Annotated in this window: 22 protein-coding genes; 13 read left to right on the top strand and 9 right to left on the bottom strand. The window is 65.5% G+C overall.

Annotation, left to right across the window (positions count from 1 at the left end):
- Positions 1 to 3: 3 nt before the first annotated feature.
- The 9 genes from hisG to AOP75_RS09450 all read left to right on the top strand — a co-directional run bounded on the left by hisG (position 4) and on the right by AOP75_RS09450 (position 9862).
- Entirely contained in the window at positions 4 to 846 is an 843-nt protein-coding gene (gene hisG, locus AOP75_RS09490; RefSeq protein ID WP_062078845.1) for an ATP phosphoribosyltransferase, read from the top strand.
- Between the two features lies 1 nt (position 847).
- Complete coding sequence (locus tag AOP75_RS09485) at positions 848 to 1828, top strand: helix-turn-helix transcriptional regulator (protein ID WP_062078844.1); 981 nt, start codon at positions 848 to 850, stop codon at positions 1826 to 1828.
- Positions 1818 to 2738: a helix-turn-helix transcriptional regulator gene (locus tag AOP75_RS09480; protein WP_062078843.1), complete on the top strand. Its 921-nt coding sequence runs from the start codon at positions 1818 to 1820 to the stop codon at positions 2736 to 2738. Before AOP75_RS09485 ends, AOP75_RS09480 begins: the two co-directional genes overlap by 11 nt.
- Positions 2739 to 2774: 36 nt before the next feature.
- Positions 2775 to 3026 (top strand): twin-arginine translocase TatA/TatE family subunit, encoded by a 252-nt coding sequence (gene tatA, locus AOP75_RS12950; protein ID WP_083966881.1) that lies wholly within the window; start codon positions 2775 to 2777, stop codon positions 3024 to 3026.
- Positions 3016 to 3813, top strand: a complete 798-nt coding sequence (gene tatC / locus AOP75_RS09470; RefSeq protein WP_236683140.1) for a twin-arginine translocase subunit TatC — start codon at positions 3016 to 3018, stop codon at positions 3811 to 3813. The genes tatA and tatC overlap by 11 nt, the downstream gene beginning before the upstream one ends.
- A complete protein-coding gene (locus AOP75_RS09465; protein ID WP_062078841.1) occupies positions 3814 to 4767 on the top strand; it encodes a diacylglycerol/lipid kinase family protein in 954 nt (317 codons plus the stop codon). It abuts the gene before it with no gap.
- A 10-nt stretch (positions 4768 to 4777) separates the two neighbouring features.
- Positions 4778 to 7525 carry a DEAD/DEAH box helicase gene (locus tag AOP75_RS09460; RefSeq protein ID WP_062078840.1) on the top strand — a complete coding sequence of 916 codons (2748 nt, stop codon included), beginning with the start codon at positions 4778 to 4780 and terminating at the stop codon, positions 7523 to 7525.
- A gap of 64 nt (positions 7526 to 7589) precedes the next feature.
- Complete coding sequence (gene lnt, locus AOP75_RS09455) at positions 7590 to 9128, top strand: apolipoprotein N-acyltransferase (protein ID WP_062078839.1); 1539 nt, start codon at positions 7590 to 7592, stop codon at positions 9126 to 9128.
- The gene (locus tag AOP75_RS09450) at positions 9125 to 9862 is read left to right on the top strand and encodes a polyprenol monophosphomannose synthase (protein WP_236683139.1); all 738 of its coding nucleotides are present in this window, start codon (positions 9125 to 9127) and stop codon (positions 9860 to 9862) included. The genes lnt and AOP75_RS09450 overlap by 4 nt, the downstream gene beginning before the upstream one ends.
- 6 nt (positions 9863 to 9868) lie before the next feature.
- Here AOP75_RS09450 and AOP75_RS09445 read toward each other — a convergent pair whose 3' ends face one another.
- The 3 genes from AOP75_RS09445 to AOP75_RS09435 all read right to left on the bottom strand — a co-directional run bounded on the left by AOP75_RS09445 (position 9869) and on the right by AOP75_RS09435 (position 11854).
- Positions 9869 to 10204 (bottom strand): RNA polymerase-binding protein RbpA, encoded by a 336-nt coding sequence (locus AOP75_RS09445; protein WP_062078838.1) that lies wholly within the window; start codon positions 10202 to 10204, stop codon positions 9869 to 9871.
- 136 nt (positions 10205 to 10340) lie between these two features.
- A complete protein-coding gene (gene arsB, locus AOP75_RS09440; RefSeq protein WP_062078837.1) occupies positions 10341 to 11453 on the bottom strand; it encodes an ACR3 family arsenite efflux transporter in 1113 nt (370 codons plus the stop codon).
- Positions 11450 to 11854 (bottom strand): arsenate reductase ArsC, encoded by a 405-nt coding sequence (locus AOP75_RS09435; RefSeq protein ID WP_062078836.1) that lies wholly within the window; start codon positions 11852 to 11854, stop codon positions 11450 to 11452. The genes arsB and AOP75_RS09435 overlap by 4 nt, the downstream gene beginning before the upstream one ends.
- Positions 11855 to 11926: 72 nt before the next feature.
- Between AOP75_RS09435 and AOP75_RS09430 the strand changes: the two genes are divergently transcribed.
- Positions 11927 to 12283, top strand: a complete 357-nt coding sequence (locus tag AOP75_RS09430; protein WP_083966880.1) for an ArsR/SmtB family transcription factor — start codon at positions 11927 to 11929, stop codon at positions 12281 to 12283.
- 68 nt (positions 12284 to 12351) lie between these two features.
- Here AOP75_RS09430 and AOP75_RS09425 read toward each other — a convergent pair whose 3' ends face one another.
- Positions 12352 to 13035, bottom strand: coding sequence for an alpha/beta fold hydrolase (locus AOP75_RS09425; RefSeq protein ID WP_236683138.1), 684 nt, complete (start codon positions 13033 to 13035; stop codon positions 12352 to 12354).
- On the bottom strand, positions 13016 to 14032 hold the full coding sequence (locus tag AOP75_RS09420; protein ID WP_201774157.1) for a DMT family transporter: 1017 nt from the start codon (positions 14030 to 14032) through the stop codon (positions 13016 to 13018). Before AOP75_RS09420 ends, AOP75_RS09425 begins: the two co-directional genes overlap by 20 nt.
- A 73-nt stretch (positions 14033 to 14105) precedes the next feature.
- Here AOP75_RS09420 and AOP75_RS09415 point away from each other — a divergent pair, with 73 nt between their 5' ends.
- The 3 genes from AOP75_RS09415 (at position 14106) to AOP75_RS09405 (ending at position 17346) form a co-directional block, all read left to right on the top strand.
- Positions 14106 to 14636 carry a MarR family winged helix-turn-helix transcriptional regulator gene (locus tag AOP75_RS09415; RefSeq protein WP_062078834.1) on the top strand — a complete coding sequence of 177 codons (531 nt, stop codon included), beginning with the start codon at positions 14106 to 14108 and terminating at the stop codon, positions 14634 to 14636.
- 63 nt (positions 14637 to 14699) lie between these two features.
- Entirely contained in the window at positions 14700 to 17054 is a 2355-nt protein-coding gene (locus tag AOP75_RS09410; RefSeq protein WP_062078833.1) for an ATP-binding cassette domain-containing protein, read from the top strand.
- 4 nt (positions 17055 to 17058) lie between these two features.
- Positions 17059 to 17346 (top strand): DUF1905 domain-containing protein, encoded by a 288-nt coding sequence (locus tag AOP75_RS09405; RefSeq protein ID WP_062078832.1) that lies wholly within the window; start codon positions 17059 to 17061, stop codon positions 17344 to 17346.
- 348 nt (positions 17347 to 17694) lie between these two features.
- Here the strand turns inward: AOP75_RS09405 and AOP75_RS09400 are convergent, their stop codons facing one another.
- The 4 genes from AOP75_RS09400 to AOP75_RS09385 form a co-directional block, all read right to left on the bottom strand.
- Entirely contained in the window at positions 17695 to 18192 is a 498-nt protein-coding gene (locus AOP75_RS09400) for a flavodoxin domain-containing protein (protein WP_062078831.1), read from the bottom strand.
- A 62-nt stretch (positions 18193 to 18254) separates the two neighbouring features.
- Positions 18255 to 18695, bottom strand: a complete 441-nt coding sequence (locus AOP75_RS09395; protein ID WP_062078830.1) for a GNAT family N-acetyltransferase — start codon at positions 18693 to 18695, stop codon at positions 18255 to 18257.
- The gene (locus AOP75_RS09390; protein WP_439645200.1) at positions 18692 to 22093 is read right to left on the bottom strand and encodes a pyruvate carboxylase; all 3402 of its coding nucleotides are present in this window, start codon (positions 22091 to 22093) and stop codon (positions 18692 to 18694) included. The genes AOP75_RS09395 and AOP75_RS09390 overlap by 4 nt, the downstream gene beginning before the upstream one ends.
- Before the next feature lie 98 nt (positions 22094 to 22191).
- A complete protein-coding gene (locus tag AOP75_RS09385; RefSeq protein ID WP_236683137.1) occupies positions 22192 to 22746 on the bottom strand; it encodes a MerR family transcriptional regulator in 555 nt (184 codons plus the stop codon).
- Between the last annotated feature and the right edge of the window lie 59 nt (positions 22747 to 22805).

The raw sequence follows: 22805 nt of genomic DNA, 5'->3' as shown, positions 1-22805 counted from the left end.
CACGTGCTGCGCATTGCCGTCCCCAACAAGGGGTCCCTGTCCGAGCCCGCCGCTCAATTGCTGAAGGAGGCGGGGTACAAACAGCGTCGTGACTCTCGCGAGCTTGTCCTCGCCGACCCCCGCAACGACGTTGAGTTCTTCTTCCTGCGCCCGCGAGACGTCGCGGTGTATGTGGGGTCCGGCACCGTGGATGCCGGTATTACCGGGCGCGACCTGCTGCTCGACTCGGGCGCGCACGCCGTCGAGCACCTCGAGTTGGGCTTCGGCGGCTCCACGTTCCGCTACGCCGCTCCCCGTGGATCGGTGTCCTCGGTTGAGGGCCTCCAGGGCCAGCGCGTTGCGACCAGTTACCCGCGCCTGGTCAAGCACCACCTGAAGACCTTTGGCGTCGAAGCGGACGTGGTGCGCCTGGACGGCGCGGTCGAGTCCTCCGTGCAGTTGGGGGTGGCCGATGCCGTGGCTGACGTGGTCTCGACCGGGACCACGCTGCGTGCGGCCGGGCTAGAGATCTTCGGCGACCCCATCCTCAAGTCAGAAGCCATCTTGATCCGCGGCAAGGAAACCTCGGTCGACGACATTGCGGTGCTCACCGGTCGTCTGCGGGGCGTGCTCATGGCTCGCCAGTACGTGCTCGTCGACTACGACGTGCCGTCAGAAAAACTCGACGAATCCATCTCCGTCACCCCCGGCTTCGAGGCCCCCACGGTGACTCCGCTCCACGGCAAGGATTGGCACGCGGTGCGCGTGATGATTCCCCGCGCGGAGATGAACCAGATCATGGACCGCCTGTACGGCGCTGGCGCGCGTGCAATTCTCAGCACCGAGCTGCTGGCCGTCAGGATCTGACGTGGCGGCAGGCTCGGCCGAGGAGCGCCTCCTCAACCTCATCATCGCGCTGATGCACGCCCGCGTTCGCATGACCAAGGACGAGATCCGTGCTCGCGTCGCCGGCTATGAGCGCGAAGACTCGTCGTGGGATGAGGAGACGGCGAAGCGCCGCAAGGCGACGTTTGAGCGCATGTTCGAGCGCGACAAGGATGCATTGCGCAAGCTCGGGATTCCCGTGGTGACCGTGCGTTCGCAGGCCCATGGCGATGACATTGGCTACCGGATTGACCCCTCCCAGGCCGCACTGCCCCCGTTGGACTTCACTCCGGCCGAGTCCGCGGTCGTCGCGTTGGCGGCAGACTATTGGCGCGGAGCTGCGCTTGGCGCCGACGCCTCGCAGGCGTGGGTCAAGGCATCGTCGCAAATCGCGCACGGACAGGTCGATGAGTTGCCGTTCGCGACCACGTCTTCGCGATTGAGCGACGCGGCGGCCGCGCTGGTGGAGGCGATCCAACTGCGTCAGGAGGTGGCGTTCGACTACGCCTCGGCTTCCTCTGGGGATGCACGACGCCGGGTGCAGCCGTGGAAAATCTTGCTGAGCCGAGGCGCCGACTACTTGGTCGGCTTGGACCTCGACCGGGTGGCGCCCCGCACGTTCCGCCTGAGCCGCGTTGCTAGCGACGTGCGTGTCACGGGCGAGCCTGGTGCGTATGAGGTGCCAGGAACGTTGCCCTCGGGGCTTACTCACAGTTCCGACGTGGCGGGGGAGGCGCTCATCGCGGTGCGGCCCGAGACTGCTCACGCGCTACGCGCAGCGGGGACCGATGCCGGCACGGATGGCGACTGGGACCTGGTGCGGGTGCCGTACGCGCACCGCGATGACCTCAGGGACCAGGTACTCGCGCTCGGCGGTGCCGCACGCGTGATTGAGCCTGAGGGGCTGAAGGACGAGGTACTGGGCTTTGCGCGAGCCGCAGTGGAGGTGTGCCGTGGCAGCTGATCGAGCGGTGAGCCGTGTGACCCGGCTCCTGGGGATTGTCGAGTACCTCGAGACCCATGGCGCGACGCCGTTTTCGGAACTTGCGGCGCACTTTGGCGTGACGGTCACGCAGATTGAGGCCGACCTTTTCTTGCTATGGGTGTCGGGACAGCCTGGATACTCCCACGGCGACCTCGTCGACTTCGACGGGAGCGCCTTCGAGCAACAGATTGCCGACGTGACGAATGCGCAGGGGCTGCGCCAGGTGAGCTACTCGCCTCGGGAAGCGGCTGCGTTGATGGGCGCGCTGGCGGCGCTCGTCGCGACGGGTGCAGCTCCGGATGCAGCGCAGAGCGCGCTGGCGAAACTCACCGCAGCGGTGGGAAGCGTCGGCGTCGAAGTCGTGGACGTGCCCGAGGTCAACGCCGTGATCAAGGACGCGCTCGACACCTCCATCTCCGCGCGCAACGCGGTGGAGATCACCTACGTGGACGCTCAACAGCGGCGTACCGTGCGCGTCGTGGAGCCGCACCGGCTGGTGGCCATCGACGGCGCGGGCTACCTGGAGTGTTACTGCCTGCGGGCGGACGACTATCGCACGTTGCGGCTCGACCGGATCGAGTCAGCGCGGGCGGCGGACGTCATGGTGACACACCCTCCGGCCTCGACCCTAGGATTCTCACTCCACTCCAGCTTCACGGCGACAGTCAGGATCACGCGCGCTGGCCGCTGGGCGGTCGAGGACTTGCCCAACGCGCAGCTCGAGATCGATGGCGACGAGGTCGTGGCGCATTTCCCCGTGGCAGATCAAGAGTGGATCGCCGGACGCCTACTCGCGATCGCACCGCACCTGCGTTCTGTCACGCCAGAATCACTCCGTGCCGCCGTCGAGGCGCGTGCCGAGGACGTGCTGGCCGCGCACGCCGTCTAGACTGGCCCGGTTAGTCCGTCTGATCAGGGAGTAGTCATGGGGCCCAGAGAGCTCATCATCATTTTGGTGATTGTCCTGCTGCTGTTCGGGGCGCCCAAGCTACCCGAGCTCGCCAGGTCCATCGGGAAGTCACTCAACATCCTCAAAGAGGAGACCAAGAGCCTGACGGACGACGACAAGAAGACCAAGGCTGACGGCGCGCCCGCTCCAGGCAATGCGCCGGGGTCGACCACGTCAGAGCCCTCCACGTCGACGGAGGCCTCTGACGACGAGGGGCGTGGCAAGTAGCGCCCCGCGCCGGCGGGACCCCGAGCGGCAGATGCCGCTGAAGGACCATCTGCGCGAGTTTCGCAACCGCATTCTCCTGGTGGCGATCGGAATCGCCGTAGGCGCGGTTGCCGGGTGGTTCCTCTACGAACCCGTCTTTGAGGCGTTGCAGCGTCCCATCCTTGAAGCCGCAGACGGCACGGACGCTCTCGTGACCGTGAACTTTGCTGGCCTCGCCACGGCACTCGACATGAAGATCAAAGTGTCGCTCTTCCTCGGAGTGATCCTGTCTGCGCCGTGGTGGCTGTATCAACTGTGGGCCTTTGTGGCGCCGGGACTACGGGTGAAGGAAAAGCGCTACACACTGGGGTTCCTCGGCACGGCCATCCCGCTGTTTGTCGCCGGCCTCGCGCTCGCGTGGATCGTGTACCCCAAGGCCGTCACGATTTTGACGGGATTCACACCGGAGGGCGGCTCGAACTTCCTCGACGCCCAACTCCTGATGACCTTCACCATGCGTCTCTTTCTCGCGTTCGGCGTCGCGTTCGTATTCCCCGTGGTGATGGTGTTCATGTCGTGGGCAGGCATTGTGCAGTCGCGTACGTGGCTCAAGGGATGGCGCTGGGCGGTCATGATCATCGCGATCGCGGCCGCAATTTTGACCCCTACGCCTGACGTCGTCACGATGATGTGGATGGCGGTGCCTATGGTGGGGCTGTACTTCGCGGCAATAGGCATATCGATGCTGGGCCAGCGCAGGCGGGAACGCCGCCGCGCAGCCGAGCTCGCGGCAGAGACGCACACGTAGGTGGCACCTCTGCGGGTGGGGCTGGCCGCGAATCCGACGGCCGATGCCGGCCTGGCTGTCACCGCGGCGCAACGAGCACTGAAGGCACTGGAAGCGGCAGGTTGCGTGGTGACGCACCTGTCAGGCGTGTCGTGGTCCGAGACCCTGGACGCAGCCATGCGCGCGCGGGATGACCTCGACGCATTGGTGGTCGTCGGCGGCGATGGCATGGTGCACCTGGGCGCCCAGGTGTGCGCGCAGCAGTCGCTTCCGTTGGGCATCGTCGCAGCCGGTTCTGGCAATGACTTCGCGTCGATCGCAGGATTGCCGGTCCGGGAGCCGGAGCGATCTGTCCACACGATCCTGCGTGGACTCGGAAGGCCACGCACCATAGACCTGGGGCGAGTGGACCTGTCCGACGGGTCCGTCAGGTGGTTCGCGGGCGTATTGTCTGCGGGGATCGACGCTGCCATCGCGGAGCGCGGCCGCCGCATGCAATTTCCCCGCGGAGAGTCAAAGTACAAGGTTGCCGTGGCACGTGAACTGCCGGGGCACAAGCCGTACGGCGTGCGGGTGCACGCCAGGGTCACGTCGGGTGGGGACGCTCAGTACGACGGCGCGTGGACGCTCATCGCGGTCTCGAACTCGGGCCTCCTGGGTGGTGGCATTCCCATGAGTCCCCACTCCGACATCAGCGACGGCGCCCTCGAGCTCGTGCGTGCCGAGCCCATTTCCCGCGCGGGCGTCGTCCGCATCTTCCCGCGTCTGATGAGGGGTACGCATATCGCGGACCCCCGCGTGCACATCACCCAGGTGGACCGGGTGAGCCTCGCTCACAGCGACGCCGGCGCGATGGCGCCCACGGCATCGGCCGATGGTGAACCGCTGGGGTCCCTTCCGCTGACGGTGACGTGCGTGCCCGGAGCGCTGCGCCTTGCGGGCGCGGTGCCCGCGGCGGGCGCCGTCCGGCATTAGCCTGGCACATATGACTTCCCCCGCCGAGCAGTACGCCGCCGCCCGCGCACGCGCCCGCCGCCCGGACCTGCGTGAGTTCGAAGAATCGCTCAGCTTCCCGCTCGACGACTTCCAGCGCGAAGCCTGTGAAGCGGTCGCGGATGGGCACTCCGTCCTGGTGGCAGCGCCTACCGGCGCGGGGAAGACGATTGTGGGCGAATACGCCGTGCACCATGCGTTTGCGCGCGGCGAGAAGGCGTTCTACACGACGCCGATCAAGGCACTGAGCAACCAGAAGTTTCATGACCTCCAGCGCACTTACGGCTCCGCCAACGTGGGACTCCTGACCGGCGATACCTCGATCAATGCTGATGCCGCCATCGTGGTCATGACGACCGAGGTGCTGCGCAACATGATCTATGCCGGCTCGCGAACCCTCGACACCTTGGGCGCCGTGGTGCTCGATGAGGTGCACTACCTGGCGGACCGGTTCCGCGGTTCAGTGTGGGAAGAGGTCATCATCCACCTGGGGCCCCGCACCGCGCTGATCGCGCTGTCTGCAACGGTGTCAAATGCTGAGGAGTTCGGCGCATGGCTGACGGAAGTGCGCGGCGACACCGCCGTGGTCGTCTCGGAACATCGGCCAGTCCCGCTATGGCCACACGTACTCATGCGCGAGGGCATCTTTGACCTGTACGCCCACGGCGTCGATCCCCAAGATCCCGGGCCAAACCCAGCGATCAATCCTGAACTGGCTGAGATCTCGAAGCGCACCCGCTACGACAACCGCTCGCACCCGCGTCGCACGGGGTACCGCCCAGGCCGCAATCCGAATCGCCCCACAGGCAGGCGTAGCCCGCCTCGTTTCGCCGTGGTCGATGTCCTCGACGCCCAGGGCCTTTTGCCCGCGATTGTCTTCGTCTTCTCACGTGCCGGGTGTGAGGACGCCGTTGACCAGGTACGGGCCTCCGGCCTGACCCTGACGAGCGCCGAGGAGCAGGCGCAGATTTCCCGGCTGGTGGAGGACCGGTGCGCTGGCATTCCCACGGCGGACCTCGCGGCCCTGGGCTTCACGCGCTGGCGCGACCACCTGGAGGCGGGCATCGCTGCGCACCACGCGGGAATGATCCCGCTCTTCAAGGAGGTTGTCGAGGAGCTGTTCTCCATGGGACTGCTCAAGGTCGTGTACGCGACCGAGACCCTTGCTCTGGGCATCAACATGCCGGCACGCTCCGTGGTTCTCGAGAAGCTCGTGAAGTGGGACGGCCAAGGGCACAAGGACCTCACTGCGGGGGAGTACACCCAACTCACCGGTCGCGCGGGCCGCAGGGGCATCGACATTGAGGGCCACGCGGTGGTGGTCGAGCACCCGGGTTTTGACGCGGCGCAATTGGGTCGCCTGGCTTCCCGGCGCACGTACCCGCTGGTGTCCAGCTTCTCGCCGTCCTACAACATGGCGATCAACCTGGTGGCGCAGTCCGGCGTCAACCAGGCACGTGAACTTCTCGAACTGTCGTTCGCGCAGTACCAAGCGGATCAGACAGTCGTCGGCAAAGCACGCCGCGTTCGGGAGCTGGAGTCAACGCTCGCGGGGTACGGCGAATCCGTCGAATGCGATCGCGGGGACTTCATGGAGTACGCGGCGCTGCGGGAGAAGATCAACCGCGCGCAGAAGGACGCCTCGCGAGCGGTCAAGCGCCAACGACGCGAGGCCGGCGTCGACACCCTGTCCAGCCTGCGCCGTGGGGACGTGGTCCGCATCGCCTCGGGTAAACGAGCGGGACTTGCCGTCGTGGTGTTGCCAGACCATCACGATGCCGCGCCGCGGCCCACGGTCGTCACGGACAATGCGCGTACCGTGAGGCTCTCAATCGCGGATCTTCAGGCTGGCGTGGAACACATTGGTGCTATCAAGGTCGCCAAGAAAGTTGACTCGCGCAATGCTCGCCAGCGGCGCGAACTGGCACAGCACCTTGACGCCGCACGCCACACTTTCGATGTTCCCTCGCGCGCCTCCCGCCGCACGAGCGCGCCCGACACCGACGCGCACATTGAGTCGCTCAGGCGCGAGCTGCGCAATCACCCCTGCCATGCCTGCCCCGACCGCGAGCAGCACGCGCGCTGGGCTGAGCGCTATCACCGCACGCGCCGCGATCGGGACAAGCTCGCCGGCGAGATCGCCCGGACCACGGGCTCCATCGCCGCCATCTTCGACCGTCGCTGCGCCGTGCTCCGGGACCTTGACTACCTCGACGGCTTTGCGGACGACACCGAGGTCACGTCATCGGGCGCGCTGATGAAGCGTCTGTACTCGGAAAACGACCTCGTGATCGCGGAATGCCTGCGCACTCACGTGTGGGATGAACTGCACCCACCTGCGCTCGCCGCGGCCGTGTCGACACTGCTGTACAGCGGACGCAGAGAGGACGACAGCAAGCCGCCTCATATCCCTGGCGGTCCCACTGGCGTCCTTGGCCGCGCGTTGCGGGACACCGTACGAGTGTGGTCGCGCATTGACGACCTCCAGCACGCGCACCGGCTCCCCGAAGCGCCTGCGCCCCACTGGGGGATCGTGAGCGCGATTCACGCCTGGGCGCAGGGCCGCAGCTTGGACGCCGCCTTGAAGGACGCGCAGATTGCCCCAGGTGACATGGTGCGGTGGTGCAAGCAAGTCATTGACGTGTTGGATCAGATTGCCCAGGTGGCTCCCAACGAGGTCACGCGTACACGCGCCCGCACGGCCATCGACGCCATGCGCAGGGGAGTGGTGGCGTACTAGACAAGCGTTGCGAGCGCGGCGCGGGTGGTCCCGAGTTCTCCGGCGCGCGCCGTAGGCTAGGCGGGTGCTCATCGTCGCCACCAAGAACCTGCTCCTGGCGATCGCCGGAGGTCTCCTGGTCAACCTGGCGTTCCCGGACACCGGATGGTGGCCATGCGCGTTCGTCGGCATTGCATTCCTGTGGCTGGCCCTGCGTGAGGCGACGGTATGGCGCGGCTTCCTGTTGACGTGGGCGTTCGGCATCGCGTTCCTCTTGCCTCACGTCTATTGGGCATACACCTCAGTCGGAGCGGTGCCGTGGGTCGCGTTGGCGATTGCGGAAGGCGCCTTCATTGGCCTCCTTGGGGCCGCATGGGCCGTCGTCAGGCGCGCGCCATCGCGGCACACCGAACCGCCGTGGTGGTCACCGGCGGCGTTCGGACTGCTGTGGGTCGGGATGGAGCAGGTACGCTCCGTGTTTCCCTTCGGCGGCTTCCCCTGGGGGCGCGTAGGTTTCTCGCAAGTCGATGCGCCTGTCGCAAGGCTCGCGTGGCTGGGCGGCGTCCCGCTAGTGAGCCTCGTGGTCGCGACTGTCGGCGCGGCACTAGGGCTCGCGATCGAGTTCGCGTTGCGCCGCCGCTTTCTTGCCGCCACGGCACTACCCATCGCCGGCGCCGCGCTCCTTGTCGTCGGGTATGCAATCCCCTTGGACACGCAGGCCACCGACGGCGAACTGCGCGCTGGCATGGTGCAGGGCAATGTTCCCAACGCTGGTTTGGACGCGTTCGCCCAGGCGCGGCAGGTGACTCAGAACCACCGCGACGGGACGCTTGCTTTGGTTGAGTCCGACCCGGGGCCGCTCGACGTTGTGGTGTGGCCAGAAAACGCTGCGGACTACGATCCGCGTACCGATGCTGAATCCGCCGCAATGGTGGACGCTGCCGCCCAGGCCGCCGGGGTGCCCATCTTGCTGGGTACCAACGACTTCTCTCCAGAGGAAGGGCGCTACAACACCTCGCTCCTGTGGGCGCCTGGGGGCGAGGTCCTGGACACCTACTCCAAGCAGCGCCCGGCGCCGTTCGCCGAGTACATCCCCATGCGCGACTTTGTGGGGAACTTCTCGGACGCCGTGGACCTGGTCCAGACCGAGGTGATTCCGGGCGAGGGGCCCGCGACCGTTGATCTCCCGGTCGCCGCGCTTGACCGCGACGTGACCGTGGGCACCATCATCTGTTTTGAGGTGGCCTACGACCCGATCGTGGCGGAGTCTGTTGCGGCGGGCGCCCAAGTGCTCTTTGTGCAGACCAACAATGCCAATTTTGGGCTCACAGCGGAGTCCACTCAGCAACTACAGATGACGCGCATGCGGGCCATCGAGACCGGCCGTGCCACCGTCCAAATCTCCACGGTGGGCGTCTCAGGAGTGGTGACTCCCAACGGTCGGGTTGTGGAGGACACGGGTCTGTTCACAGCGGAGCAGATGTATGCCGAACTTCCGCTACGTAGCGACATGACGCCGGCCGTTCAGTGGCGCGGGCTGTGGCACTACGGATTCCTGCTGGCTCCGGTGGTCCTCGTCGCCTTCGCTTGGGCGCGAACGCTAAGAGAAAGGTATGAGTGGTGACGCGTACTCTCATCATCATCCCCACATACAACGAGCGTGACTCGTTGCCCGTCCAGGTGGACGGCGTGCGCACTGCGTGTCCCGACGTTGACATTCTCGTGGCGGACGACAACTCACCGGACGGCACGGGGGAATGGGCCGATGCCAGGGCAGAGCAAGACTCGCACGTGCACGTCCTTCACCGGCCGGGTAAGCAGGGCCTAGGAGCGGCGTACCTCGCCGGGTTCGCGTGGGGGCTTGAGCGCGGGTATGACGTGCTCGTAGAGATGGACGCAGACGGCTCGCACCGGGCGCGAGATTTGCCTGCGGTACTCAACGCGCCCGGGCAGTGGGATCTGGCAATCGGGTCCCGGTGGGTGCCCGGCGGCTCGGTCGTCAATTGGCCCAAGCATCGGCTGTTCCTGTCAACAAACGCGAACCGGTACGTGCGCGTGATGCTCGGCCTGCATGTGAAAGACGCGACGGCGGGATTCAGGGCGTATCAGGCGTCAGCGCTGCGCAGTCTCGAGCTCAGTTCTGTGGAGTCGCAGGGCTACTGTTTCCAGATCGATATGGCGTGGCGCGTCGCGAAGGCGGGCGGACGCATCGTGGAGGTTCCCATCACTTTTGTGGAACGCGAGCAGGGCGTCTCCAAGATGAGCGGGGCGATTATCCGTGAGGCCCTGGTCAAGACCACGGTCTGGGGAATGAAAGAACGCGCGACGCAAGTGCGCCGCGCGTTCCATCGACAGTAGGGTTCGTTAGCCCAAGCGCCCAGCCCGCAGCAAGCTCAGTCGCTCGTCAAGCAACTCCTCGAGCTCGGGAATGGTGCGGCGCTCGAGCAGCATGTCCCAGTGTGTGCGCTGCGTCTTCTCGTCGGAGTCCGCAGGACGGTCTCCATCGCGCAGGAGCGCGAGTGCTCCGCAGTGGCATTCCCACGACAACGGCACGTCAGCCTCAACCGAGAACGGCAAGGTGACGATGTGCCCGTTGGGGCAGTCGTAGTGGACGTCGCGGCGCTCCGCGAGTTCGGCGTGTGCGGGGGTTTCCATGCTTTGGGTTCCCAGACGCATACCGCGCAATGCTCGATCAGCCATGTCAGCCTCCCTAGAAGTGGTCAGGCGGGGGTGGTGCCTGCTGCTTTAGGGAACGAGCCGGATCGACGAATTGTTCCCGCATCCCCGTTGTCCGCAGCGGGATCTGCCACGGACAACGGGCCTGCTAGGACCGACGTTAGCGGGATTGTGCCGGCGCCGCAGGGTCAGGCTGCCGGGCGGCCTCCTTGGGGAACAGTCGCGGCCTGAGCCACAGCGTGACGTATACCAGTCCCACAAGCACGGGCACCTCGATGAGGGGCCCCACTACTCCCGCCAGCGCCTCGCCGCTCGTGGCGCCAAAGGTACCGATGGCAACGGCAATCGCGAGCTCGAAGTTATTGCCGGCTGCAGTAAAAGCGAGCGTGGTGGTGCGGGCGTAGCCCAGGCCCAAGGCCCGGCCCGTCAGCATGCCCACGCCCCACATGACCGCGAAGTAACACAGCAGTGGCAGGGCGATCCGTGCCACGTCCCACGGGTTCGCGACCACCTGCTCACCTTGCAGGGCAAACAGCAACACGATGGTGAAGAGAAGTCCGTACAGGGCCCACGGGCTGATCCGGGGGATGAAGCGCTCCTCGTACCACTCACGGCCCTTTACGCGTTCGCCAATCGCGCGCGACGCGAATCCTGCCGCGAGCGGTATACCGAGGAAGATCAGCACGTTGAGTGCAATGGTGCCGATGGACGCATCAAGGCCTTGGGTGTCCCACCCCAACCATCCCGGTAGCACGGTGAGGTAGAAGTAGCCCAGCAAGGAGAAGGCGAAGACCTGGAACACCGAGTTGATGGCGACCAGGACGGCAGCCGCCTCCCTGTCTCCACACGCGAGATCGTTCCAGATGACGACCATGGCGATGCAACGTGCGAGGCCCACGATGATGAGCCCGGTGCGGTACTCCGGAAGGTCGGGCAGGAAGGTCCACGCGAGTCCGAACATGACAGCGGGGCCCACGACCCAGTTGAGGACCAGGGAAGAGGCCAGGAGCCGCTTGTCGCCGGTGACAGCCGCGACCTTGTCGTAGCGCACCTTGGCCAGCACGGGATACATCATGACCAGCAGGCCCAGCGCGATGGGGATCGAGATTCCGCCGATCTCCATTGACTCCAGCAGGCGAGACACGCCAGGGATAAAGTGGCCGAGCGCGATTCCGCCGACCATCGCGAGGCCGATCCACAAGGGAAGCCAGCGATCAAGGGTCGAGAGCTTGCCCGGGTGGACGCCCTCGACTGCGGGGATGGCCGCGGTCACTTGATCAGGTCCGCCAGGAGCGCCTCGACGCGCACCTTGATCTCGTCGCGAATGGGCCGGACGGCGTCAATGCCCTGGCCGGCGGGGTCCTCAAGAACCCAGTCCTCGTAACGCTTGCCGGGGTAGTAGGGGCAGGCGTCGCCACAGCCCATGGTGATGACCGCGTCGGACGCCTCGACTGCCTCTGGAGTCAGCACCTTGGGCTGCTCTTCGCGGATGTCGATGCCCTCTTCCAGCATGGCTTCCACAGCGACAGGGTTGATCTGGTCCTTGGGCATGGAGCCGGCGGAACGCACTTCAACCGCGCCCTCGGACAAGTGGCGCATGTAGCCCGCCGCCATTTGGGAGCGACCGGCATTGTGGACACAGACAAAGATCACAGATGGCTTGGTGGTAGTCATGCGGCCAGCATGGCGGCTAAATAGATAGATGTCAATATTGATAGATGTCGATGGGGCGGGTACGATTCGTGTATGACGATGCGTGAGAACCTTCTGGCTGCGGACCAGTCCTGTCCACCCGGGACGGCTCTGACGGTGCCCGACGGGGACGACGCCGGAGACGCTGCGCTCCTCAAGGCCCTGGCCGACCCCACCCGCCTCAAGATCCTGCGCATTCTGGCCGCTAATGGTGAGGTGTGCGCGTGTGACCTCGAGGGTCCCTTGGGGCTCAGTCAGCCGACGGTGTCGCATCACCTGAGGCAGCTTGTCTCCGCTGGGGCAGTGACGCGTGACAAGCGAGGTACCTGGGCGTATTACGCGCTTGACCTCGACGGCCTCACGCGGATCACCTCGCCACTTGCGATGTTTGCAAGCCCAGTGCGCTCGTAGTGGTTGTCGACGTGGCTCGAGCGAGCCACGGCCGCACACGTTGGCTAGCACGGTGCGCGCGAGCGCCGCTACCGGCTTGATCGGCGGTCAGCGGCGGCAGCCAGCATCGAAGGCAACGTACTCAAAACCGACACGTGCCCGTGATCAGGCATCTCGATCAGTCTCGCAGTGTCGATAAGTGCCGCAAGCCGCCGGCCATGGCTCACCGGCACAATGCGGTCGGCCGTGCCATGCACCACAGTGACGGGGCACTTGATGCGCGCGAGATCCACACCCCACGGCCGCACGTAAGCGAGGTCGTCGTCGATTGCGCCGTCTGCGCCGTCATCCCCTCCACCGAGCCATCCCAGCTCACCGCCTAGGGCAGCAAGATCGACGTCGAGAAACTCGGGGTCGTAGGGCTCGCCTCCCTGATCGCGCCGCGCGTCTTCGCCCGCTTCTGCAGCCGTGAGCGCAGCAACCCCCGAGTCGATCATGCCGGTGTACCACTCGCTTCCCGCGCCCTCGCGAGGTGCCAGCGACGCTACGGTGATCGCCCAGGTGACCCTGGCATCGGCCGCAGCGCACGCAAGCGCATGCGGACCGCCGCCCGAGTAGCCCACGACCGCATAGCGCTCCACGCCCCAGGCGTCGGCGACCGCCGTGCAGTCGTTCGCGACGTCGGCCGGGTTGCGGCCGCGCAGACGGGTGGAGTCGCCGTAGCCTGGGCGGTCGATCCCCACCCACGTCATGTCATCGCGGGGCAGTGTCACAGGCGGGGGCTGACCTGATCCGGGAGTGCCGTGGTGCCACACCACGGTGAGCCCGCGCGACGCTGGGCGTCCGTAGACCCGCAGCCTCCGCCCGTCGGCCAGATCCAGTGTTGTGCTCATCTGCCGAGCCTACGGCGTTGTGCTGACGGGGTCGCGTGAAGAGTCCCTGCCCCACGATGACTGCCGCGACAATCACGGCGCCACCGATCAACTGCAGGGGCGTGAGGCTCTGTCCGGCGACCAGAAAACCCAGAAAGGTCGCCGTGAGCGGCGCCAAGAAAGTAAGCAAACTGACTTGCGTAGCCGGGAGCGCTAACACGCCTCGAAACCACAGTAGGTAGGCGACCAGGCCGCCGGCGACGGCAAGCCACCCAAATCCCGCAATGTTGGCGGGGGAGAGGGTGCCGGGAATGCCCTCCGTGGCGAGCGCGACAGGAACGAGCATGATGCCACCCCACGTCAATTGCCAGCCCGTGAATGTCACGAGGCCCGTGGGTGTGCCCCACCGCTTGGTCAGCACCACCCCGACCGCGGTAGCCGTACCTGCGGCGACGGCAGCGAGGGCGCCCCAGGCGTCCAGCCTCGCGCCAGGGGTGAGCACGAGCATCGCGACGCCCGCGAGGCCAATGCCGGACGCGGCAAAGGTGCGGATGCGGTGCCCTTCGTGAAGGAAGCTCACGGCGAGGACCGCCACCACGAGCGGGCTGACGGCGCTCAGCGTGGCGGCGACGCCCCCGGGTAGGCGGTAGGCCGCAATGAACAGCAGTGCAAAGAATGCGCCGATGTTCAGGGCCCCGAGGACTGCGGACTTCCACCACCACGCCCCACGGGGCAGTTGCCGCGTCCATGCAATGAGGACCAGACCCACCGGTAATGCGCGGATCACGGCCGCGGTGAACGGCCTGCCCTCGGGCAACAGCTCGGTCGTGGTGAGGTATGTCGTCCCCCATAGGACGGGGGCAATGGCGGTGGCGGCGAGCAGGGACATGCGGGACATGGAATCCTCCTGTATCTTGATGTCAAGATATTCACGGAACTATCTTGACGTCAAATTAATTCCGGAGGTTGCTGTGAGTGAGCGCGCAGATGCGGTCGATTACTTCGTCCAGCAGTGGGCGCAGGTGAGGCCAGAGCTCGACGTGACGCCCATGGCACTCATTGGCCGCGTCTCGCGAGTGGCAGTGCTGGTGCAAGCGAAGGTCGATGCCGTCTTCGCCGAGCACGGAATGCAGTCATGGGAGTTCGACGTGTTGGCGACGCTGCGACGCGCGGGCGAGCCCTACACGCTCACGCCCGGTCAACTCGATCGCACCATGATGATCACCTCCGGGACCACCACCCATCGGATCACGCGCCTCGAGGAGCGCGGCTGGGTCCAGCGAGAGCGTGACGACAAGGACCGTCGCTCCGTGCGCGTGAGCTTGACGCCCAGCGGTCTCGCACAATGCGACCGGGTCCAAGAGGAGCATCTGGCGAACGAGCGCGCCATCCTCGAGGCGCTTGAGCCCGACCAGCGCGACAGCCTTATCTCGCTCATGCGGACATTCGCGTTGGCGCTGGGGGACCGGGCGCCCATGGAAGAGCAGTCCCCGGACGCGTAAGCGCGTCCGCGGAGCGAGAATGCGCGATACTCGAAGACGGGCCACGACCGAGGGAGATCACCAGTGACACGAGCGGACCAGCACGACGCAATCCGGGTGCGCGGCGCGCGCGAAAACAATCTGAAGGATGTGTCGGTCGACATCCCCAAGCGTCGCCTCACGGTGTTTACCGGGGTTTCGGGTTCAGGAAAGAGCTCCCTGGTATTTGGCACCATTGCGGCAGAGTCGCGGCGGCTCATTGACGAGACCTACCCGGCGTTCGTGCAAGGCTTCATGCCCTCGCTGAACCGCCCTGACGTCGATTCCCTTGAGGGCCTGACGACGGCGATCATGGTGGACCAGGAGCGGATGGGGGCGAACGCGCGGTCCACCGTCGGCACCGCCACGGACGCCAACGCCCTGCTGCGCATGTTGTACTCGCGCGTAGCGCAGCCTCACATCGGTTCCCCCCAGGCATACTCCTTCAACGTTGCCTCGATCTCCGGACAAGGCGCCGTGACGCTCGACACCGCGCGTGGGGAAAAGAAGAAGGAGGTGCGCTCATTCGCGATCCAGGGTGGCCAGTGCGCGCGGTGCGAGGGCATGGGGTCGGTGTCCGACATCGACCTCAGCCAAGTCTTTGACGACAGCAAGTCCCTAGCGGAGGGTGCCATCACGGTCCCTGGATACACGGCCGACGGCTGGTACGTCCGGATCTTCTCGGAGTCAGGCTTCCTTGATGCAGATAAGAAGATCAAGGACTACTCCAAGCGTGAACGTGAGGATTTCCTGTACAAGGAGCCCACGAAGGTCAAGTTCGCCAACATGAACATGACGTACGAGGGACTGATCCCACGGATTCAGAAGTCGATGCTCAGCAAGGACAAAGAGTCGATGCAGCCCCACATCAGGGCCTTCGTTGAGCGCGCCGTGACCTTCCAGACCTGCCCTGAGTGCGACGGCACCCGTCTGAATGAGCATGCACGCGGATCGGTGATCGAGGGCAAGTCCATCGCGGATCTGTGCCGCATGCAGATTACCGATCTGGCGGCGTGGTTCGACGATCTCGACGTGCCGGCGGCCGGCCCGCTGGTCGAGGGTATTCGGGCAGTGCTCACGGCGTTCGTCGAGATCGGCCTGGGCTACCTGTCGCTCGAGCGCCCCACGGGGACCCTGTCAGGCGGAGAATCTCAGCGCACCAAGATGATCCGCCACCTCGGTTCAGCGCTCACCGACGTGACCTACGTCTTCGACGAGCCCACCATTGGGCTCCATCCGCATGACATTGAGCGCATGAACAACCTGCTCATCCAGTTGCGCGACAAGGGCAACACGGTCGTGGTGGTCGAGCACAAGCCAGAGACCATCGCGATCGCGGATCGCGTGGTCGACATGGGCCCAGGTGCCGGCCGAGACGGGGGAGAGGTGGTCTTTGAGGGAACGCCCGCGGAACTGGCCGGTGCCGACACGATGACGGGTCGCCACCTCCACGACCGGGCACGCCTGAAGGACAAGGTCCGCGCGCATGCGGGCACGATCGAGGTGCGTGGTGCGTCGACTCACAACCTGCGCGACGTTGACATTGACATTCCCACGGGAGTGCTGGTGGCTGTCACCGGCGTCGCTGGCTCGGGTAAGTCTTCGCTGATCCACGGCGCAATTACGCCTCGTGAGGGCGTGATTGCCGTGGATCAAAGTCCCATTCGTGGCTCGCGCCGCTCGAGTCCAGCGACCTACACGAGCCTGCTGGATCCCATTCGCAAGGCATTCGCGAAAGCAAACGGGGTCAAGCCGGCACTGTTTAGCTCAAACTCTGAGGGTGCGTGCCCGGTGTGCAAGGGCGCAGGAGTGGTCGTGACGGATCTGGGTCCGTTTGACTCGGTCGAGACCACCTGTGAGGAATGCGAGGGCCGCCGCTTCCAGGCGGAGGTGCTCGAACACACGTTGGGCGGGCGCAACATCGCGGAGGTCCTCGAGATGTCCGTGGCGCAAGCGGAAGAGTTCTGGGGCTCAGGCGAGGCAAAGACGCCTGCCGCACACAAGATCTTGGTGCGGCTCAAGGACGTGGGCCTCGGTTACCTCAAGTTGGGTCAGCCCCTGACGACGTTGTCTGGAGGCGAGCGCCAGCGGCTCAAACTTGCATCCAGGATGACGGACAAGGGCGACATCTACGTTCTCGATGAACCCACCACCGGGCTCCACCTCGCGGATGTCGACAACCTCCTTGGTCTGCTCGACAGGCTCGTCGACTCCGGCAAGACCGTGATCGTCATCGAGCATCACCAAGCCGTGATGGCCCACGCTGATTGGGTGATCGACCTGGGGCCCGGAGCCGGACATGACGGCGGGCGTGTGGTGTTCGAGGGAACGCCTGAAGCACTGGTGGCCGATGCCAGCACGCTCACGGGCCAACATCTAGCGGAATACGTGGGGAAATAACGTTATGTCAGATGCAGATGGCGTTGCCTCGCTGAGTTTCGAGGCGATCGTGGGCGTGGAAGTCAAAGGCGAGACGTGGGCGTGTGTCGAGATTCCGGGTTCTGCGGAGTTTTTTGGCACAGGCCGCAGCGTGCGCGTCGACGCGTTTGTGGACGACGTTGAGCTGACCAACGTGGGCGCCATGGTGACCGGCACGGGTGGGCACATGATTTCGCTCAATGCCCAAGTGCGAAAAAAGTTGGGCAAGTCCATCGGCGACACGGTCAGCGTGCGCGTGCAGCGAGCGGCATAGACCCATACGGAGCGGCGTAGATCCACGCTGCGCGACACGGATTCACTGCGAGCGGCACAGAACCCGTGGGAGCAACTCCGCTCATCGCGAGCCGCACAGGTCCACTCAGTTGCGCAACGCCGATAATGTGCATTATGTCAACTTGGCGCACGTGGTCTGTCCCGCGGCTCTTCAAGCACTACCCCGCCCGTCGGCTCAGCACACGCGTGTGACTCCAATGCATCGCGTTGGACGTGGATCACATCCACGCGCGTCACTGGACGCACACACGCACCATCACTGTGCCGAACCGACGGAGCGGGCGGCGGCGCCGTCTCACGTGCACGGAGACGGATCGCGTCGGAGCGCTTAGAGTGCGGCGACCGCCCTCAGCTCGGTCGCCACGCTCTGACTCCAATCGCGGATTGCGGCGAAGTCACGGAAATCACCCTTGGGCGGGTTCAGCGCACGGATGATCGCCTTCTCGCCCATGTTGAGGCGCTCATAGTCCAGCGCCCCATCGAAGTGGCGCAGTTCTCGCGCGCCGACAAGGGAGGCCAACTGGGTTGCCTCGGTGGTCTGTTGCCCAGGGGTCTTCACCCCGGCCATTCCCACCGAGAACAACCACACGTCGCGGTGACGCAACTCTTCAGCGTTGTCGCTCACGAGCGCGGAGGCATCGCGACGCCACAGTCCCCCATACACCGCGCTGCCGATGACAAAGGCGTCATAGAAATGGACGCCCTGAACATCGGCTGCGTCCGCGCAGTCCACGTCGAAGCCCACTGCCGAAAGCTCGGCGGCGATGGACTCGCCGACCTCGCGCGTCGAGCCGTACTTTGAACCGGTAGCGACCAGGATCTTCATGACGTGCCTCCTCGTGGACTGATGCTTCAAGCATCTCCCCACCCGGGCCGGTTTTCGAGGGACTATAGTCCCCGCGACGTCAACTCGTGCTTGAAATACCTGGCAGTTGCCACATAGCCGAGGGACTCGTAGAACGCGTCGGCCCTGCCAGTCGCGAGCGTCACGGAGCGACACCCGGCGTCAGCGGCCCACCGGGCCACCTCAGCCATCAATGCTCGGCCCACTCCCCCACGTCTAGCAGCCGGGTGGACGCAGATCTCGTCCACCCAACACACCTGCGCGTTCGCGTACAGGGCCGGGTGGGCCCACGCGACAACGTAGCCATTGACGATGCCATCTGACACATGGACGGCAACGCGCGCATCTGGGCGCGTGAGCAACCGGGCATAGGTCTCATCGAACGTAGCGCGGCGCGGCTCGTAGGAATGCGCCAGTTCCTGGAGCAAAGCAAAGACGGGGCCGGCGTCGCTCGCGAGAGCGGGCCTGACCCCGTCCACGCTCACTCGCTTTCGATGGTGAGAATCAGGTCCCCACCGGTCAGTGCCTCAGCACCCTCGATCACCACGCGCGCGACCGTGCCAGACACGGGAGTCGTGATGGCGGATTCCATCTTCATGGCCTCGATCACTGCGACGGTCTGGCCAGCCTCGACCGTGTCGCCCTCAGCCACGGACGCCGTCACCGAGCCGGAGAACGGCGAGGCGATCTGCCCTGGCTGGGCCCTATCAGCCTTCTCGCGCTCCACGACATCAACGGCTGCGGACTCGTCGCGAATCTGTACGGGACGTAGCTGGCCGTTGTAGTTGAACATGGCGGTGCGCTCGCCGTGGTCATCTGGCTCGCCGAGCGCTTCAAGGGAGACCAGTACCTGCACGCCCTCGTCAAGCTCGACCATCACCTCTTCCCCGCTGCCGACCGTCAGGCCATACAGGTAGTGGAAGGTGTCGACCACCGACACGTCGCCGTATTGCTCGACCGCGGCGTCAAACTCCCTGGCAGGTGCCGGGAAAAGCAGGTGGTTGAGGCGGCGCCGCCGCTCGGGACCGGCCGATGCCAGGGCGGAGCGGTCATCGTCGCTCAGCTCCGCGCGGGGCTTGGATTCGCTGCGACCCTCGAGTGCCTTGGTGCGGAAAGGTTCCGGCCAGCCGGCCGGTGGCACCCCGAGTTCACCCTGGAGGAAGCCGATTACGGAATCCGGAAGGTCGAACTCCTGCGGATTTTCCTCAAAGGCGTCGGGGTCAGCATCGTTCGCCACGAGGTGCAGGGCAAGGTCGCCGACGACCTTCGACGACGGCGTGACTTTCACCAGCCGGCCGAGGATCCTGTCCGCGGCCGCGTACATGTCCTCGATCTGCTCAAACTTGTCAGCCAGCCCCAAGGAGATGGCCTGCTGGCGCAAGTTCGACAACTGGCCGCCGGGGATTTCGTGACGGTACACGCGCCCAGTGGGACCGGGAAGGCCGGACTCGAAGGGACCGTACAGCTTGCGCACGGCCTCCCAGTAGGGCTCGAGGTCCTGTGTCGCGTGCAAGGGGATCTGCGTCTGACGTGCGGTGTACTCCATGGCGGCGATCAGCGCGGCCATGGGCGGCTGAGAGGTGGTGCCGGCCATAGCGGCATTCGCCACATCGACAGCGTCCACGCCGGCCTCTGCCGCGGCCAGCAGTGTCGCCACCTGGCCACCCGTGGTGTCGTGGGTGTGCAGGTGCACGGGGACGTCGAACCGTTTGCGCAGCGCATCGACCAACACGAATGCGGATGCCGGGCGCAGCAAGCCGGCCATGTCCTTGATGGCCAGGATGTGAGCGCCGGCCTCGACCAGCGAGTCCGCGAGGCTCAGGTAGTAGTCGAGCGTGTAGATGTCCTCGTCAGGCGAGATGAGGTTGCCGGTGTAGCACAGCGTCGCCTCCGCGACGGACTGGCCCGTCGACCGCACCGCCTCGATGGCCGGCCGCATCTGCTCAACGTCGTTCAGCGCATCGAAGATGCGGAAAATGTCGATACCGGTCGCCGTGGCTTCCTCGACAAAGGCGTGCGCGACTTCATCGGGGTAGGGCGTGTACCCAACCGTGTTGCGGCCGCGCAGCAGCATCTGGAGGGCGATGTTTGGCACGGCCTCGCGTAGGTCGGCGAGTCGCTTCCACGGGTCCTCTGACAGGAAGCGCATCGCGACGTCGTATGTCGCACCGCCCCAGCACTCAAGCGAAAACAGGTCGGGTGACATGCGAGCCGTGTGACCGGCAGCGCCGAGCAGGTCAAAGGTGCGGACGCGGGTCGCCAACAACGACTGGTGAGCGTCGCGCATCGTCGTGTCAGTCAGGCGCAGTCGCTTGTCCTCGCGCAATGCAGCCGCAAATCCCTCTGGACCGAGCTCGAGCAACTGCTGCCGCGTGCCATCAGGGATGGGCGCGTCGAAATCGATCGCCGGCAGCTTGGTGCGCGGGTTCAGGATGGCGCGCGCCGGTTCACCGTGCGGCCGGTTCACCGTGGTGTGCCCCAGGAAGGTCAACAACTTGGTCGAACGTTCCGCGGACTCGGGCACCTCAAGGAGTTCGGGGCGCTGGTCAATGAAGGCCGTGGTCACTCCCCCGGCGCGGAACGAGGCATCATCGAGGACAGCGCGCAGGAAGCGAATGTTGTTGGTGACGCCACGAATCCGGAACTCGGCGAGAGCACGGGAGGCGCGCCGCACGGCGGCGTCGAAGTCGTGCCCGCGGCAGGTGAGTTTCACCAACATCGAGTCGAAGTGCCCGGTGACCGTGTTGCCCGCCATGCCGGTGGCACCGTCAAGCCGCACACCCGCGCCGCCCGGCGACCGGTACGCGACAATGCGTCCCGTGTCAGGCAGGAAGCCGTTGGTCGGGTCCTCGGTGGTGATGCGGGTCTGCACGGCGAAGCCATTGGTGCGGATCTCATCCTGGCGGATGCCGATCTGCTCGAGGGTCTCCCCCGCCGCAATGCGGATCTGTGCGCTCACAATGTCGATGTCGGTCACTTCTTCGGTGACGGTGTGCTCGACCTGAATGCGCGGGTTCATTTCGATGAACACGTGCTCACCGGCGCGCTCACCCTCCGTCGCGACGAGGAACTCGACGGTACCGGCGTTGACGTACCCGAGCGACGTGGCGAACTTCACGGCGTCGGCACACAACGCCTCGCGGATCGCGGGGTCCAGGGCCGGCGCGGGTGCGATCTCGATGACCTTTTGGTGCCGACGCTGTACCGAACAGTCGCGCTCGAACAGGTGCACCACGTTGCCTTCGGCGTCGGCGAGAATTTGCACCTCGATGTGACGCGGACCCAGAACAGCCTGCTCCAGGAAGACCGTGGAATCGCCAAAGGCGTTCTCGGCTTCACGCATGGCGGAGGCCAGGGCCTCCGGTAGAGCGTCGCGGTCTTCCACGCGGCGCATGCCGCGTCCGCCACCGCCCGCGACGGCCTTCACGAAGATGGGGAAGCCGATGCGGTCGGCCGCCTCGATGAGTTCGTCTGGATCCTGAGACGGCTCCGAGGAGTCGAGGACGGGGACACCAGCCTCGCGAGCTGCCTTGAGCGCTGCGACCTTGTCGCCGGCCTTAGCCAGGACTGCGGGCGGCGGTCCTACGAACGTGAGGTCTTCGTCGGAGCAACGCTGCGCCAGATCAACGTTTTCGGACAGAAAGCCGTAGCCCGGATAGATGGCGTCGGCCCCGGCGTGCTTGGCCACCCGAACAATCTCGTCGATGTCCAAGTAGGCCTTGACGGGGTGACCCTCTTCACCAATTTGATAGGCCTCATCGGCCTTCACCCGGTGCTCGGACATGCGGTCCTCATACGGGAAGACCGCCACCGTTTTGGCACCCAGTTCAAATGAAGCTCGGAAGGCGCGGACGGCAATCTCCGCGCGGTTGGCGACAAGCACCTTGGAGAACAATGGCTTTCCCTTCGACGGTGTCCATTATTTTGCCAGGATCACGAGAACCTGGCAGACACCGCCGGGGAACGCGAACCCGAGCGGGTTTAGGAAGCGTGTGTGCGCTTGGCGCGACGTGCTGCGAGTTCGTCTGTCTGATCGGCGCCAGCGCTACCGAGAGGTTCGCCCTTGTCTGCGGGAAGCGCCGAGAGCGATCCTTCGAGCTCACGCCACACCTTGCCAAGCGCGATACCGAACACACCCTGGCCGCCTTGTACGAGGTCGATCACCTCGTCATCGGAGGTGCACTCGTAGACCGAGGCACCGTCGGACATCAACGTGATGCGCGACAGATCCTCGACTCCACGCTCGCGCAAGGTGTCGACGGCAGAACGGATCTGCTGGAGCGAGACGCCGGAGTCGAGCAGTCGCTTGACGACCCGCAACACCAAGATGTCGCGAAACCCGTACAGGCGCTGCGTGCCCGAGCCGGTGGCGCCACGAACAGTCGGTTCGACCAGTCCCGTGCGCGCCCAGTAGTCAAGCTGACGATAGGTGATCCCGGCTGCCTTGCAGGCCGTGGGGCCGCGATAGCCGGCGTTCGCGTCCAGCTGCGCAAGGCCGTCGTCGAACAGGATGCCCTGATCGTGCAGAGCACTCATGTCGTGACTTCCGGTCTGAGCCATCGTCCCCTCCAGCTATGCCCACGGCGTGGGCCTTG

This window comes from Demequina globuliformis, from assembly GCF_000975155.1.
In the GTDB taxonomy this organism is placed as follows: domain Bacteria; phylum Actinomycetota; class Actinomycetes; order Actinomycetales; family Demequinaceae; genus Demequina; species Demequina globuliformis.
Note: the sequence above shows the minus strand (reverse complement) of the source record. Positions and strands in the feature narration are given on the sequence as shown.

Bases quoted from the DNA above. Each gene is read 5' to 3' on its own strand.
- AOP75_RS09400 (WP_062078831.1), bottom strand. From the start codon at position 18,192: ATGAAGATCCTGGTCGCTACCGGTTCAAAGTACGGCTCGACGCGCGAG.
- AOP75_RS09435 (WP_062078836.1), bottom strand. From the start codon at position 11,854: ATGACTACCACCAAGCCATCTGTGATCTTTGTCTGTGTCCACAATGCC.
- AOP75_RS09430 (WP_083966880.1), top strand. From the start codon at position 11,927: ATGACGATGCGTGAGAACCTTCTGGCTGCGGACCAGTCCTGTCCACCC.
- AOP75_RS09405 (WP_062078832.1), top strand. From the start codon at position 17,059: ATGTCAGATGCAGATGGCGTTGCCTCGCTGAGTTTCGAGGCGATCGTG.
- AOP75_RS09460 (WP_062078840.1), top strand. From the start codon at position 4,778: ATGACTTCCCCCGCCGAGCAGTACGCCGCCGCCCGCGCACGCGCCCGC.
- tatA (WP_083966881.1), top strand. From the start codon at position 2,775: ATGGGGCCCAGAGAGCTCATCATCATTTTGGTGATTGTCCTGCTGCTG.
- AOP75_RS09385 (WP_236683137.1), bottom strand. From the start codon at position 22,746: ATGAGTGCTCTGCACGATCAGGGCATCCTGTTCGACGACGGCCTTGCG.
- AOP75_RS09420 (WP_201774157.1), bottom strand. From the start codon at position 14,032: ATGTCCCGCATGTCCCTGCTCGCCGCCACCGCCATTGCCCCCGTCCTA.
- AOP75_RS09445 (WP_062078838.1), bottom strand. From the start codon at position 10,204: ATGGCTGATCGAGCATTGCGCGGTATGCGTCTGGGAACCCAAAGCATG.